This is a genomic window from Bacillus cereus group sp. BfR-BA-01381 (assembly GCF_022663555.1).
In the GTDB taxonomy this organism is placed as follows: Bacteria; Bacillota; Bacilli; order Bacillales; family Bacillaceae_G; genus Bacillus_A; species Bacillus_A pacificus.
This window is the reverse complement of record NZ_JAKUFR010000105.1, coordinates 1-14,256: the sequence shown is the minus strand read 5'-3', so window position 1 is coordinate 14,256 and position 14,256 is coordinate 1. Positions and strand designations below refer to the sequence as shown.

The following is a 14,256-nucleotide window of genomic DNA, read 5'->3' as shown; positions in this document are numbered from 1 at the left end:
TTCGCTAACGCCGCCGCTTTCGCTTTTGCGGCTGCTGCAGCACGACGTTTCGCTTCTTCCACAGTCATACCATCATTTTTTGGTAACGCTTTCTCTTTTTCTTGATTTTCTTCCTCAAGTTTACTTATTTCCGAATCATGTTTCGCAACGAGACGCTTTCTCGCCTCTTCTTTCGCCCGCCTAGCCGCTTCTCTTTTCAAATCCTCTAAATCTTTGTTTGGATCACTCATTTATTCGTCACCTGCTTCCCCGTCTTTGCCTCGTAACGAATTTTTTCTTTTAATTTATTAATTCCATAAATTAAAGCAGCGGGATTTGGTGGGCAACCAGGGATATACACGTCAACTGGTACAATTTGATCTACACCTTTTACAACAGCGTACGAATTTACATATGGACCACCTGCTGTCGCACAAGATCCCATTGCAATAACCCATTTTGGTTCAGGCATTTGATCATATAAGCGCCGAACAATAGGAGCCATCTTCTTCGTTACCGTTCCCGACACAATCATAACGTCCGATTGCCTTGGTGAAGTCCGAAAAAATGACCCAAATCGATCTAAATCATAATGTGATGAACCTACTCCCATCATTTCAATTGCGCAACATGCCAGTCCAAATGTCATTGGCCATAAAGAATTACTTCGCGCCCATCCCTTCAACTGTTCCAATGTAGAAAAAAAGATATTTCGTTCTAATTCCGCTCGCTCATTTGGATGTAATTCCTCAAAATTTATAACCATTGTAACACCTTCTTTTTCCAAGCATACGCTAACCCAACTAGCAACATTACAACAAAAATGAACATTTCAATCAGTGCAAATAAACCGAGCTTGTCATATGCAACAGCCCATGGATATAAAAATAAAGTTTCTACATCAAAGATGACAAACAATAAAGCAAAAATATAATAACGAGCATGAAACCGAATATTTGCATCATGAAAAGGCTCAATCCCACTCTCATACGTCGTCGCTTTCGCTGCACTTGGTTTATTTGGGCGCAGCATCCTTCCTAATGTAAGAGCCACTACCGGAAGCAATATGCCTAATAGCAAGAAGATCAAAACAATCATATAACTATTTTCATATACACTTGCCATTGTGAAACCCTCCCCCCTAAATTAAGAACAAGTTCACTTAGTAAACAATATGTCCTAGTTGCAGTAATTATTATTTTTAAATTTTTCTAAATAATGCAACTATTTTAATCATTATAGCAAACTTCAAATTCCTATGTCGATATGTTGGGGACAGAAACGAGAATTATTAAAATCTATTTTTATAACTGGCTATACCTGTGCAAAATAAGTATAGAAACTATAAAAAATAAAAAGAGGAATTTATATGTATATACCGTGGGTGAGATAAATGAAAAAACAAACACATGTAAGCATTCTTATAAGCATTATATTGTTGTCTATAATGATTCATTACGTGACAATGCCTTTTCTATATGAATACTCATTTCCTTTTCAAATATTAATTGGTATGAGTACATTATTCATTGATATTATCGCTTGTAGTTATATACTTTATTTTTCAAACATGAAAGAAGGGTTACCTCGTTTATTTTGGACCATTTTATGTGTTGGAACCCTCTCTTATTTCATTGGTGATATCATCGTTGCCTATCAACGTTTAATTTTAAAGGACTACTATACATTCGTTGATCCGTCTGATTTTTTTTATCTACTTTTTTTAATTAGCTTTGCATTTGCCTTTCTATATGAAATCATTTATAACCGAGATTTATTAGAAAAGCTTTTTATGATATGTGATATTTGTATTATTGTTACAGCACAGTTCACTTTAAGTTACTACTTACTTATTGAACGAACCATTTACATTTCTTCAACATCCTATATCGACATATTTGTTCAACTTACCTATCCAATGACCGATTTACTCTTTTTTCTCATAGGAATTAACCTTTTATTCAAACCACTTTCCTTATTACCGAAAAAAGTCGGTGCGCTCCTTGGTAGTGCTTTAATTTTGTATGCGACTACAGATGCGATTTATGCTTATATTAAATACTTCACGCCCGAATATTCTATGTTTACAATTACTCCACTCTATCAAGTAACTTTAGTGCTAGTAGCAATCGCCTGTATTCTTCATACAAAAGAACCTGAAAAACAAGAACAAGTGCTATTAACACCTAAACTTGGGGAATCAATCAGATTATCGTTACCTTATATTTCTGTCATAATGCTTATTGTTTTCATATTAGTCGAATACGTTTTTGCGCCTATTGTAGTAATCGGGCTTATGATAACTTTCTCCTTCGTTCTCATTCGCCATAGTTTAGTTCGCAAGCAAAATAAAATATTATTATTAGCCCAAATGCAATTCAACTCAGAACTCGAAAAACAAATTGAACTGCGTACAGAAGATTTAGTAGAACAAAAAAATGAACTATATCATAACCAACAAATGTTTAAATCTTTATACGAGCATCATCCAGATCCCATTTTCACATTAGATTTATACGGTAATTTTCTTAAAGTGAATAACGCTGGTACGACTTTACTCGGTTATCAAACGAATGAATTATTAAATCAACCTTACTATTCACTTACGTATGAAGAAGATTTGGAAGAAATCATTAATGCCTTTCATCGCGTAAAAAAGGGGAAATCTATTTCTTTAGAAATACGGGCATATCATAAAAATAGAGATATTTACTACTTGCATGTGACAGCTGTTCCTATCTTTTTAAAGGATCATATTTCTGGAGTTTATTTAATGATTAAAGATATTACGGAAAGCAAACAACAACAGGAACAAATTAATTTTCTAGCATATCATGATACGCTAACAGAGCTTGCAAATCGACGTGCATTTCATCAATATGTAGAACAAGCAATTGCGCGATCCAAAATATCAAAAATGCCTTTTGCTGTTATGTTTCTTGACCTAGATCGCTTTAAAGTTATTAACGATACCCTCGGTCACAGGGTAGGAGACCTTCTATTAATTGCAGTAGCAAAAAGACTCGAAAGTATAGCGACATCCAATATGAAGCTTGCCCGATTAGCTGGAGATGAGTTCACACTCCTTATCGAAAATTATAAAAAGAGGCCAGATGTAAAAAAAATAGCTGATACAATTGTAGCAGCCATGAACGAACCATTTGAAATTGAAAATCAACATTTACAAATCTCACCGAGCATCGGGATAGCAATATATCCTGAAGCAGGTGAAGATCCGTTATCGATTTTACAACATGCTGATATGGCCATGTACGAAGCAAAAAATAAAGGGAAAAATGGTAGCTCTCTGTACACGAAAGAATTGTATAAAAAAATGGAACGAAAAGCTCGAATTGAAAAAGATTTACCACTCGCTTTAGTAAACGAAGAATTTTATCTCGTCTATCAACCACAAATTGATATTACGAAGAAAAAGATCATTGGTGCCGAAGCATTGCTACGCTGGAAACACCCACTCCTAGGTGATATTCCGCCATGTGAGTTCATTCCAATTGTAGAGGAAACTCCCCAAGTCATTCCACTTGGTCATTGGGTATTAAATGAATCTTGTCGTCAGCTAAAAATATGGCATACTTTTGGCTACAAAGATTTAAAAATAAGTGTTAACTTATCAGCTAAAGAGTTCCAGCAAAATAATTTAATCGAAAATATTTTACAAATAATAACAGACGTTAAAGTCGATCCAAAAGATGTAACACTTGAGTTAACAGAACGAATTGCAATGATCGATGAAAAGGAAACGTTATCCAAGCTAAAACAATTAAAGGAATATGGTATCCAAACGTCCATTGATGACTTCGGAACCGGCTATTCTTCTCTTGCTTATTTATCCATTTTCCCTATTGATACATTAAAAGTACCGAGAGAATTTACACAACTCGCCGATCATCGCCCTGAAGAAAGGGCCATCGTTTCCACTATCCTTTCTCTTGCAAATACTTTGAACCTATCTGTCGTTGCTGAAGGAATTGAAACAGAAAAACAACTTAAGTTTCTACAAAAGAACAACTGTAAATATATGCAAGGTTACTATTTCAGTAAACCACTTACTAGTCATCAATTTATAAAATTTCTACAAAAAACACCCAGTATGAACCAATAGCTCATACTGGGTGTTTTTATCATGCTATTTGCGGACAGTAAAACGATTCATCGACGCAGAGTGTCCCGCTCACTTTACAATGTCGGAATTTTTTTCTCGTAATATTCCTCTGCAATCTCTTCATAAAAGGCTGCTGACGTCGTATAAAAATATGGAATTAGCCATAAGAATCCAATCCCTAGTGTAATACAACTTAATATAAACCAACCAATAAAGCTCAAACATAAAATGAAATACTCCATCTTATGCCCATCCATCATACGACGGCTTTCTGTAATCGCTTGATTTATAGAATACTCAGGGTGATCATTTATTATAAAGTACGTCATCGCATAAGAAAATGATTTAATAATGCCTGGAATGATAAATAGTAAAAACCATAAGAAAATATAAATATTTACTACTATATATAATAAAAATGACTTTATAAACTTACTTCCTTCTGTAAACCATCTGAATATATGCCCAATACGTGCGTCTTTCTCACGAATGATATGCAGCGCTAAATAATAGCCACCTAACGTCAATGGACCTACCATCAATATTGAAATAACGTCTACTGAAAATGAGCTATTTACTTCTTTCCAATCCCAAACCTGAGAGAAAATAAAATCAATACTAAAACTAAAAGCTGAAATAAGAATCGAAATCAGTAATGTTGCCCCGACAGCTAATCCCCATTTCCCTTCTAATGAATCCAGCGCTTCTCCTTTTAAATCACTAATCATGTTTAGCCTCGCCTCCTATACACAATAATTCTATTAGTATAGCATATTCCTACTGCAATTCACCCTTTGAAATGTAGCGATAAAAATGCGCTGTCGTTGTACTCACATACGGACTAAGCCATAGAAAACCTATTCCAAGTGTAAAAATCGCTAAAATTGCCCAACCGATAAAGCTTAGCCATAAAAGAAATAGATCTAATTTGTGCCCCTTCATCAGATTCTTACTTTCTTTCATTGCCTGCGAAACACTATATTCTGGTTTTTCAACCATCACATAATATGTCATCGAATATGAGAAATACAAAATAGCCATTACAACAAACGAAATAGCTAATAAAACAAAGAAAACAATTATGAATGATGGGTTTGCACTCTCATCAAAGAATCCTAATATCCCACATACAATCGTTCCTAGCATTGGAACCCATGTACCTGTATATAACAAAATTGCAAGCATAGCCCACATTGTTTTCATCATTCTTTTAAAACCACGAAATCCTTCAAATAAATAATCAACTCTAGCATCTTCTCGTTTACTTATTTGTAGAAACAAATTTGTATAACCGTATGAGGTAATGCCATAAGCCGCATAACTTAAAATTATCATAAGGCAGTAAAAAAACCCAAACGTAATAGCAGCTCCAATTGCCATCGTGTCTTCTTCAATGGAACCAGTTGAAATAGACAATAAAAGAACTATTATAACTACTGGAATTAATAGTATAAGCATTACAGCCATTGAAACGACATAACTTATAATATGATATAAAATCGTTGATCCAACACCTAGTCCCCATTTTCCTTTTAAAGATTGCAATGCTTCTCGTTTCATTTCACCAATCATTTATTCATCTCCTTTATAAATTGTTGTACATTTTCTACTTATACGAGCACTGATATAATTATACCATTTTTGTAAAATTATCCATAAAATCCATAAAAAAATTCGTAAAGGCAAAGCCTTTACGAATTTTTTATTTCATATCGGAAACGTTTAAACGGTTCACAGCACGTTGTAATGCCATTTCTGCACGTTTAAAGTCAACATGTGCTTGTTTATCTTGCAGACGTTGCTCCGCACGACGCTTCGCTTCATTTGCACGATGGATATCGATATGGTTTGCTTCTTCAGCAGATGATGATAATACAGTTACTTTATCTGGACGAACTTCGATAAAGCCACCACTTACTGCTACATAATCAGTGTGTCCACCATTTTTCAGACGAACTGCACTAATTTTTAATGGTGCAACAGTTGGAATGTGACCTGGTAAAATCCCCATTTCCCCACTCTCTGCTTTTACACTTACCATTTCTACTTCTTTTTCGTAAACCGGTCCATCAGGAGTTACAATACTGACTGGAAATGTCTTCATACTTCGTCCCTCCTAAGGCCTTACGCCATCATTTTCTTCGCGTTTTCAATAACTTCTTCAATGCCACCAACTAAGCGGAATGCATCTTCTGGAAGGTCATCATATTTTCCTTCTAGAATTTCTTTGAAACCACGAACTGTGTCTTTTACAGGTACATAAGAACCTTTTTGACCTGTAAACTGCTCCGCTACGTGGAAGTTTTGAGATAAGAAGAATTGAATACGACGAGCACGATGTACAACTAACTTATCTTCCTCAGATAACTCATCCATACCTAAGATAGCGATGATATCTTGAAGCTCTTTGTAACGTTGTAAAGTTTGCTGTACTTGACGAGCCACTTCATAATGCTCTTCTCCTACGATTTCTGGAGAAAGTGCACGAGATGTAGATGCTAATGGATCTACGGCTGGGTAAATACCCATTTGTGTTAAACGACGCTCTAAGTTTGTTGTTGCATCTAAGTGAGCGAACGTTGTAGCTGGTGCTGGGTCAGTATAGTCATCGGCTGGTACATATACCGCTTGGATAGACGTGATAGACCCTTTATTTGTAGATGTAATACGCTCTTGTAATTGACCCATTTCTGTTGCAAGTGTTGGTTGGTAACCTACCGCAGATGGCATACGACCAAGAAGGGCAGATACTTCAGAACCTGCTTGCGTGAAACGGAAGATATTATCGATGAACAGAAGAACGTCTTGTCCTTGCTCATCACGGAAATGCTCAGCCATTGTTAAACCTGTTAACGCAACACGTTGACGTGCTCCAGGTGGCTCGTTCATTTGTCCGAATACCATCGCAGTTTTCTTAATTACGCCAGAATCGCTCATTTCGTGGTATAAGTCATTACCCTCACGAGTACGCTCACCTACACCAGCGAATACAGAGATACCACCGTGTTCTTGTGCGATGTTGTTGATTAATTCCTGAATTAATACTGTTTTACCTACACCGGCACCACCGAATAGACCGATCTTACCACCCTTAATGTAAGGAGCAAGTAAGTCTACTACTTTAATACCAGTTTCAAGAATTTCTACTTTAGTAGATAATTCTTCGAATGCAGGTGCTTGACGGTGAATTGGATCACGGCGTACATCCGCAGGAACCTCACCATCTAAGTCAATTGCATCACCTAATACGTTAAATACACGACCAAGTGTTGCATCACCAACTGGTACAGAGATTGCTTTACCAGTATCTTCTACTTCTGTGCCACGAACAAGTCCATCTGTGGAAGACATTGCAACTGTACGAACTGTGTCATCACCTAAATGAAGTGCAACTTCAAATGTTAAGTTAATGCTTGTTCCGTTTTCGTTGCTCTGTTTTACCGTAAGGGCGTTGTAGATTTCTGGTAGCTTTCCGCCATCAAACTTAACGTCTACAACCGGACCCATGATTTGCGTAACGCGCCCTTTATTCATCGGGTTCCCTCCTAGCTTTCTTTTAATTAGCCAACTTTCTACGAGCAGTTAGCTTTTAATTTTTTATTGGTTTATAAGCTTACGCGGCTCTTTTGAATGAGCCGCTTCCGCTTTTTATTGAATCGAGCTCCGGTGGCTAGAAGGGTCGGCCATTTCACTCCTTCCTACGAGGCAAAGAACGCCTCTTTGTCAGGAGTTCCAATGCCCTCCCCTTCTGGACAAGCCACCTACGCTTTTTATTACTACTCTAACGCTGCTGCTCCACCAACGATTTCCGTAATTTCTTGCGTAATTGCTGCCTGACGCGCACGGTTGAATGAAAGTGTAAGTGAATCGATAACTTCCATTGCGTTGTCTGTAGCACTCTTCATTGCTGTCATACGCGCTGCGTGCTCACTTGCTTTACCGTCTAGTAATGCACCGTACACTAAGCTTTCTGCGTATTGTGGCAATAGTACTTTTAAAATTTCTTCTTCAGAAGGTTCGAATTCATAAGCTGTCGTCGGTTTATCAGACGCCACATCAGTAAGCGGTAAAATTTTATTTTCCGTTACTTCTTGTGAAATTTTACTTACGTAATGGTTGTAGTAAATATACAGCTCATCATAAGCACCATCTGCGAACATCGCAATTGCTCGAGAAGCAAGGTCTTTAATATCAGTGAATGATGGGTGATCAGATAATCCAACTACTTCATCAATGATGTTAAAGCCGCGACGTTTTAAATAATCACGTCCTAGTCGTCCAAGCACAATAATTGAATATTGGTTTGAATCCATATTATGACGTTCACGAATTACGTTACTTACTGTACGTAATACGTTACTGTTATAACCACCTGCTAGTCCGCGATCAGATGTAATAACGATGTATCCTGTACGCTTTACAGGACGCGCATTTAGCATTGGATGATTAATTCCTTTACTTCCTTGCGCAATGCTCGCTACTACTTCTTGAATCTTTTCCATATACGGAACGAAAGATTTAGCATTTTGCTCTGCACGGTTTAACTTAGATGCAGATACCATCTCCATCGCTTTCGTAATTTGACTCGTTTTCTTTGTCGAGTTAATCTTCGCTTTTATATCGCGTAAAGATGCCACAGGTTTTCACCACCTTTTTTCCGGAAGTTGGCACGATTAGTAAGAATCCTCTTCCTAATCTACGTTGCAAGATATTCTTGCTCATGATTGAAGGAAAAGAATAGGTGCACCTACTCTTTTCCTTTCACAACCGTCGGCAATCCCAAAGCCCGAGATGCCTTTATATATATTATCTAGCTCCGCCTCTTAGCCGATGGGGCTGAACAGTCGGCTTCACTTTTTATTATTCAGAAGCTACGAATACTTTTTTAAATCCATTAATTGCTGCTGCAAATTTATCGTCATCCGCAAGTTTCTTAGTTGTGCGGATCTCTTCTAATAAGTCAGTCGCATTAGAATCTAACCAAGCATGGAATTCTTCTTCGAAACGAGTGATATCTACTACTGGGATATCATCTAGGAATCCACGTGTTAAAGCGTAAAGAATGATAACTTGTTTCTCTACACGTAACGGTTTGTGTAATCCTTGTTTTAATACCTCAACAGTACGAGCACCACGGTTTAGTTTCGCTTGAGTTGCTTTATCTAAGTCAGAACCGAACTGAGCGAACGCTTCTAACTCACGGTAAGATGCAAGGTCAAGACGAAGTGTACCTGATACTTTACTCATTGCTTTAATCTGAGCAGATCCACCTACACGAGATACAGAAGTACCCGCATCGATCGCTGGACGTACGCCAGAGAAGAATAGGTCAGATTGTAAGAAGATTTGTCCATCCGTAATCGAGATTACGTTTGTTGGGATGTAAGCTGATACGTCCCCTGCTTGTGTTTCGATGAAAGGTAGTGCAGTTAAAGAACCGCCGCCTTTTGCATCACTTAATTTTGCTGCACGCTCTAATAAGCGAGAATGTAAGTAGAATACATCCCCTGGGTAAGCTTCACGACCTGGAGGACGACGTAATAGTAATGACAGCTCACGGTAAGCTGCTGCTTGTTTTGATAAGTCATCATATACTACTAATACGTGTTTACCATTGTACATGAACTCTTCACCCATTGTTACACCAGCGTAAGGAGCTAGGTATAATAATGGAGCTGGTTGAGAAGCAGATGCAGTTACAACGATTGTGTACTCTAATGCACCATGCTTACGTAGTGTTTCTACTACGTTACGTACAGTTGATTCTTTTTGTCCGATAGCTACGTAAATACAAATCATATCTTCATCTTTTTGGTTAATGATTGTATCTAGTGCAACTGCTGTTTTACCTGTTTGACGGTCACCGATGATTAACTCACGTTGACCACGGCCAATTGGTACAAGAGCGTCGATCGCTTTAATACCTGTTTGAAGTGGCTCATGAACAGATTTACGATCCATTACACCTGGTGCTGGACTTTCGATTGGACGAGTGTTTGTTGTATTGATTGGGCCTAAACCATCAACTGGTTGACCTAATGGGTTTACAACACGACCAATTAGTTCTTTTCCTACTGGTACTTGCATGATGCGACCAGTACGACGAACTTCGTCACCTTCACGGATTTCTGTGTAAGGTCCTAAAATGATAATACCTACGTTGTTTTCCTCTAAATTTTGTGCTAGTCCCATAACGCCGTTAGAGAACTCTACAAGTTCACCAGCCATAACGTTATCAAGACCATGAGCACGCGCGATACCGTCACCAACTTGGATAACTGTACCAACATCACTAACTTCGATTTCAGACTGATAGTTCTCGATTTGTTGCTTTATCAGTGCGCTAATTTCTTCAGCTCTGATGCTCATGTGCTTCACCCCTATCTATTCTTCATTAATTCACGCTGAATACGTGCTAATTTTCCTTGTAAACTTCCGTCATAAATGCGATTTCCAATACGTACTTTAATGCCGCCTAGTAAATCTTCATCTACAACATTTTTTACGCGAATTGCATCTTTTCCTGTTCTCTTTGCAAATGCTTCTGCAATGTTAAGCTTCTCTTCTTCTGATAGAAGACGAGTAGAATATACAGTTGCGTCCGCTACGTTACGTTCTTCATTAGCAAGAACAACATATTCATCTGCAATTTCAGGTAAGATATCAATGCGCTTGTTATCAATTAAAATATATAACGTATTTAAAATAGATTCAGAAACAGACCCGAATACGTTTGCAAGAAACGTTTTCTTTTGTTCCTTTGAAATGTTCGGTTGCGTTAAAAAGCTATGTAGTTCTCCGTTCTTTACATAAACGTTTTGTACAAGGCGTAATTCCTCTTCAAACATTTCTAATACGTGTTTTTCTTTAGCAATTTTAAAAAGAGCGACAGCATAACGTTTTGCTACAATCCCATTGCTCATCGCGCTTCTCCTACTTCTTTAATATAATCGCGAATTAACTTCACTTGATCTTCTTCTTTTAATTCTTTTTCAATTACTTTAGAAGCAATTTGAACAGATAAAGAAGCAACTTGTTCTTGTAAAGCAGCAATCGCTTGCTCTTTTTCGCGTTGAATTTCTTGTACAGCAGATGCTTTAATTGATTCTGCTTCTTCTTTCGCAGCAGCAACAATAGCATCTTTTTGATCTACAGCTTGTTTTTTCGCTCTTTCGATTAACTCTTGTGCTTCAACACGTGATTGTTTTAACATTTCACGTTGTTCTTCTACTAACTTCTTCGCTTCAGCATTACTTCTTTCTGCAGCGTCGATTTCATTAGTAACATGCTCTTCACGTTCTTTCATAATCCCCATTAAAGGACCCCACGCGAATTTGCGTAGCATTACTAATAGAAGTAAGAAAATGAACAATGTATAAGCAATCGTTCCAAATGGAATGGCAGCCCCTAATAATAAAGTTGGCACAAGGATTCACTCCCTTCAAAATATCTAAATTGATCATATGAAAAAAAAAGACATACGTTTCGTTCATAAAGCAATGGCGAAGAAAGTTCGGAAAAACACTCTTCGCCATCTATGTAAGGGGAGTCTCCCTTATTTGTTCATTACGATGAATGCAATAACTACACCGATGATTGGAAGTGCCTCAACTAAAGCAACCCCGATGAACATAATTGTTTGAAGTGCGCCTTTTAATTCTGGTTGACGAGCAACACCTTCGATTGTACGTGATACGATAAGACCGTTACCAATACCTGCACCTAATGCTGATAAACCAATTGCAATTGCAGCTGCGATTACACCTAAACTCATTTAATTTGTCCTCCTTTGTATTATAAAAAAATAAATTTTTTCTTACTTAAATTATATTAATGGTCATGGCTTACTTTATGAGCCATATAAACCATCGTTAACATAACGAAAATAAATGCTTGGATTGATCCAACGAATACACTGAATCCCATCCATGCTAACATCGGCACAAGTGCACCTAATGCTCCAAGGAATGATGCTCCGCCCAGCTTAGCAAGTAATCCTAATAAGATCTCACCTGCATAAATGTTACCAAATAAACGAAGACCTAACGTTAATGTGTTAGCAAACTCCTCAATAACCTTTAATGGGAATAAGAATTTCATAGGTTGGAAATAACCTTTTACGTATTCTTTCGTACCCTTCATCTTAATTCCATAATAATGGGTGAGGGTAACTACCATCACGGCTAATGTTAATGTAACTGCTGGATCAGACGTTGGTGATCTCCACCATGCAATATGTTCGCCAGCTTCAGTTGCTGAATACATGAATGGTAAACCAAGGAAGTTCGATACGATGATAAACATGATAAGCGTAACGCCAAGCGTTAAGAAACGTCCACCTGTTTTCCAGTCCATCGTACTATTGATAATCCCTTTCACGAAGTCAAACACCCATTCCATGAAATTTTGCATTCCTGTTGGGCGAAGGGCTAAGCTGCGAGTTCCGATAACAGCGATTAAGAAAACAATAACTGCTGCTACAGTAACCATCATAACTGATGACAAATCGAACGTTAAACCTAGAAATTCAACTAATTTACCGTGTTCCACTAGTAATTCACCTCTCTTCCCTGCTCTTATACTCTAAATAAAGAAAATCTATGATCATGACAAGGTATCCTGTCAGCAATCCTACACCTAAGCCCCACATCGCAATTAACTCTTGATATTTGGCTGCAAATAAAATTAATAACCCAATCGTGGCGAATCTTGAATATGTACTTACCGCTGTCGCCTTAAACTTCACGTTTTCTCCATTTGTCACGCGATCCAACAGCTTGTCTGTTCTACGTGCAATGATGCGCAAACTAAGAAAACTGAAAATCGTCCCGATAATCAGTCCAAGAAATACATCCTTGTAAGAGGTGAATCCCCATCCTAGCACAAGAAGCGCAAGCAAGTAGTACATATATTTCTTTTGTCTTTGGACAAGTCCATGTACGTCTATCATCATTGCTCTCCCGAATAGTAATGTCGAATGAGTCGAATCATTGCGTATACCCCTGTTCCTAATCCGAGTAATAACCCTATAATAAGAAACAATGGAAACGTTCCAACCTTATTATCAATCCACTGCCCACCAAAGATCCCAACAAGAATAGAACCGACTAACTGAGCAAGAATACCTGACATTAAAGCATAAGCTTTTATATGGCTGCGATCGTTTTTTTGCAAGGATTCATCCCTCCAATATGTAACCCTCATTCACGATGTGTTAATAATAACTCATTTTTCTGCATAAATCCTATACAAAATAAAAAGTTTACATTTTCGTCACGGAATAGATGTATTTTTGTCACTGAAAGCCCTACCATCTATCCCCGTTGTTAGCATACAATAGGGTATTAACAGTGTCAACGAGAAATCGTAAAAAATCAAAAAATTTGAGTATTAGTCATTTCCTCCCAAAAATGAAAACGTTCCCCTTCTAAATACTGGTTAGAGATATGCAATTTCTAACAGTTTTCTCTTTATAATAGAAGGAAATGTTCACAAGTTTGTCACTATTATATTTTTACGATATAACGCTTTCCTTCCATAATACAGTGCTCTTTAGACGTAAGACTTCTATATTATATGTGATGTGTATGCAACTTATGTTGTATATACTATGTATATTTATCCTCTCCCCTCCCCTACTTGCTTACATCAAAAAAAAGACGAGCTGAGGAATCCCCCTGCTCGTCAGTTGTCTTACTTCGTTCCGAATAAACGGTCACCAGCATCACCAAGACCTGGTACTACATATCCGTGGTCATTTAATTTCTCATCTAATGCTGCTACATAAATATCAACATCAGGATGTTCTTCTTGTACTACTTTTACTCCTTCTGGAGCTGCAACGATACACATTAATTTAATTTGTTTTGCGCCGCGCTTTTTCAAAGAGTTAATTGCTTCAGCTGCAGAACCACCTGTTGCTAGCATCGGATCTAGTACGATAAAGTCACGCTCTTCTACATCCGTTGGAAGTTTCACATAGTATTCTACCGGTTGCAATGTTTTAGGGTCGCGGTATAAGCCAACGTGTCCTACTTTTGCTGCTGGAATTAATTTCAGAATTCCATCAACCATTCCTAAACCTGCACGTAAAATCGGAATTAAACCAAGTTTTTTACCAGCGATCACTTTTGTTGTCGCTTTGCTTACAGGCG

17 protein-coding genes and 1 pseudogene are annotated in these 14,256 nt (G+C 37.6%); 1 reads left to right on the top strand and 17 read right to left on the bottom strand.

Translation table 11 applies throughout. From position 1 onward, the window contains the following. From MR079_RS24635 to nuoA, 3 genes and pseudogenes are all read right to left on the bottom strand, one after another. A pseudogene (locus MR079_RS24635) lies at nt 1-230 on the bottom strand (NADH-quinone oxidoreductase subunit C); the annotation flags it as partial. Next, on the bottom strand, nt 227-745 hold the full coding sequence (gene nuoB / locus MR079_RS24630) for an NADH-quinone oxidoreductase subunit NuoB (protein ID WP_000236331.1): 519 nt from the start codon (nt 743-745) through the stop codon (nt 227-229). The gene nuoB and the pseudogene MR079_RS24635, both read right to left, overlap by 4 nt. Continuing rightward, the gene (gene nuoA / locus MR079_RS24625) at nt 736-1,104 is read right to left on the bottom strand and encodes an NADH-quinone oxidoreductase subunit NuoA (RefSeq protein WP_016718997.1); all 369 of its coding nucleotides are present in this window, start codon (nt 1,102-1,104) and stop codon (nt 736-738) included. The genes nuoB and nuoA overlap by 10 nt, the downstream gene beginning before the upstream one ends. A 268-nt stretch (nt 1,105-1,372) precedes the next feature. Between nuoA and MR079_RS24620 the strand changes: the two genes are divergently transcribed. Beyond that, nucleotides 1,373-4,102, top strand: coding sequence for a putative bifunctional diguanylate cyclase/phosphodiesterase (locus tag MR079_RS24620; protein WP_242294809.1), 2,730 nt, complete (start codon nt 1,373-1,375; stop codon nt 4,100-4,102). 74 nt (nt 4,103-4,176) lie between these two features. Here MR079_RS24620 and MR079_RS24615 read toward each other — a convergent pair whose 3' ends face one another. From MR079_RS24615 to upp, 14 genes are all read right to left on the bottom strand, one after another. Then, nucleotides 4,177-4,830, bottom strand: a complete 654-nt coding sequence (locus tag MR079_RS24615) for a DUF975 family protein (protein ID WP_100633525.1) — start codon at nt 4,828-4,830, stop codon at nt 4,177-4,179. A gap of 49 nt (nt 4,831-4,879) precedes the next feature. Then, nucleotides 4,880-5,674 (bottom strand): DUF975 family protein, encoded by a 795-nt coding sequence (locus MR079_RS24610; RefSeq protein ID WP_139868486.1) that lies wholly within the window; start codon nt 5,672-5,674, stop codon nt 4,880-4,882. Between the two features lie 130 nt (nt 5,675-5,804). After that, nucleotides 5,805-6,206 carry a F0F1 ATP synthase subunit epsilon gene (atpC, locus tag MR079_RS24605; RefSeq protein WP_000847211.1) on the bottom strand — a complete coding sequence of 134 codons (402 nt, stop codon included), beginning with the start codon at nt 6,204-6,206 and terminating at the stop codon, nt 5,805-5,807. 20 nt (nt 6,207-6,226) lie between these two features. Then, nucleotides 6,227-7,636, bottom strand: coding sequence for a F0F1 ATP synthase subunit beta (atpD, locus tag MR079_RS24600; protein ID WP_001032599.1), 1,410 nt, complete (start codon nt 7,634-7,636; stop codon nt 6,227-6,229). Between the two features lie 242 nt (nt 7,637-7,878). Then, nucleotides 7,879-8,739, bottom strand: coding sequence for a F0F1 ATP synthase subunit gamma (gene atpG, locus MR079_RS24595; RefSeq protein ID WP_000157696.1), 861 nt, complete (start codon nt 8,737-8,739; stop codon nt 7,879-7,881). Nucleotides 8,740-8,962: 223 nt separating this feature from the next. Further along, on the bottom strand, nt 8,963-10,471 hold the full coding sequence (atpA, locus tag MR079_RS24590) for a F0F1 ATP synthase subunit alpha (RefSeq protein ID WP_000027518.1): 1,509 nt from the start codon (nt 10,469-10,471) through the stop codon (nt 8,963-8,965). A gap of 11 nt (nt 10,472-10,482) precedes the next feature. Continuing rightward, complete coding sequence (atpH, locus tag MR079_RS24585) at nt 10,483-11,025, bottom strand: F0F1 ATP synthase subunit delta (protein WP_000064683.1); 543 nt, start codon at nt 11,023-11,025, stop codon at nt 10,483-10,485. Then, nucleotides 11,022-11,528 carry a F0F1 ATP synthase subunit B gene (gene atpF / locus MR079_RS24580; protein WP_001142617.1) on the bottom strand — a complete coding sequence of 169 codons (507 nt, stop codon included), beginning with the start codon at nt 11,526-11,528 and terminating at the stop codon, nt 11,022-11,024. The genes atpH and atpF overlap by 4 nt, the downstream gene beginning before the upstream one ends. Before the next feature lie 129 nt (nt 11,529-11,657). Continuing rightward, nucleotides 11,658-11,876: a F0F1 ATP synthase subunit C gene (atpE, locus tag MR079_RS24575; protein WP_000052064.1), complete on the bottom strand. Its 219-nt coding sequence runs from the start codon at nt 11,874-11,876 to the stop codon at nt 11,658-11,660. 56 nt (nt 11,877-11,932) lie between these two features. Continuing rightward, nucleotides 11,933-12,652, bottom strand: a complete 720-nt coding sequence (gene atpB, locus MR079_RS24570; RefSeq protein WP_000399870.1) for a F0F1 ATP synthase subunit A — start codon at nt 12,650-12,652, stop codon at nt 11,933-11,935. Nucleotides 12,653-12,659: 7 nt separating this feature from the next. Next, nucleotides 12,660-13,052 (bottom strand): ATP synthase subunit I, encoded by a 393-nt coding sequence (locus MR079_RS24565; protein WP_000567600.1) that lies wholly within the window; start codon nt 13,050-13,052, stop codon nt 12,660-12,662. Further along, nucleotides 13,052-13,276: an AtpZ/AtpI family protein gene (locus MR079_RS24560; RefSeq protein ID WP_001171223.1), complete on the bottom strand. Its 225-nt coding sequence runs from the start codon at nt 13,274-13,276 to the stop codon at nt 13,052-13,054. The genes MR079_RS24565 and MR079_RS24560 overlap by 1 nt, the downstream gene beginning before the upstream one ends. Nucleotides 13,277-13,302: 26 nt before the next feature. Beyond that, nucleotides 13,303-13,416 (bottom strand): DUF4024 domain-containing protein, encoded by a 114-nt coding sequence (locus MR079_RS24555; protein WP_000232961.1) that lies wholly within the window; start codon nt 13,414-13,416, stop codon nt 13,303-13,305. Nucleotides 13,417-13,795: 379 nt separating this feature from the next. After that, nucleotides 13,796-14,256 (bottom strand): uracil phosphoribosyltransferase (gene upp / locus MR079_RS24550; protein WP_242294808.1); only part of this gene is annotated, 461 nt, incomplete at its 5' end.